Origin of the sequence: Virgibacillus sp. 7505 (assembly GCF_002272135.1) — a bacterium.
In the GTDB taxonomy this organism is placed as follows: Bacteria; Bacillota; Bacilli; order Bacillales; family Amphibacillaceae; genus Terribacillus.
In genome coordinates this window covers 1-235 of the sequence record NZ_NPBF01000313.1, presented here as the reverse complement: position 1 = coordinate 235, position 235 = coordinate 1, and the positions used below count along the sequence as shown (strand labels likewise).

1 protein-coding gene is annotated in these 235 nt (G+C 41.7%); it reads right to left on the bottom strand.

Annotation, left to right across the window (positions count from 1 at the left end):
- Positions 1–23 precede the first annotated feature (23 nt).
- The coding region (locus tag CHH91_RS19110; RefSeq protein WP_141234255.1) for a helix-turn-helix domain-containing protein at positions 24–235 on the bottom strand (212 nt) is incomplete at its 5' end.

Here is a 235-nt window from a genome sequence, read left to right as displayed (position 1 = left end):
ACTAGAGAGTGAGTGAATGGCTGTCAAGACAAAAAAGTTTCATTTTTATCAAACACGCTTTGTTGGAGACGTTTTTTAAAGCGTAAAGGTGAGAGGTGCTTCGCTTGTTTAAAATGCTGGATAAAATAGCTTGTGCTCGAATAGCCGACGCTCACCGCTACCTCTGTAATGCTTAAATCGGTCGTCGTTAACAGCTTCTCCGCTTCTGTGATTCGAATGTAGTTTAGGAGTTCAG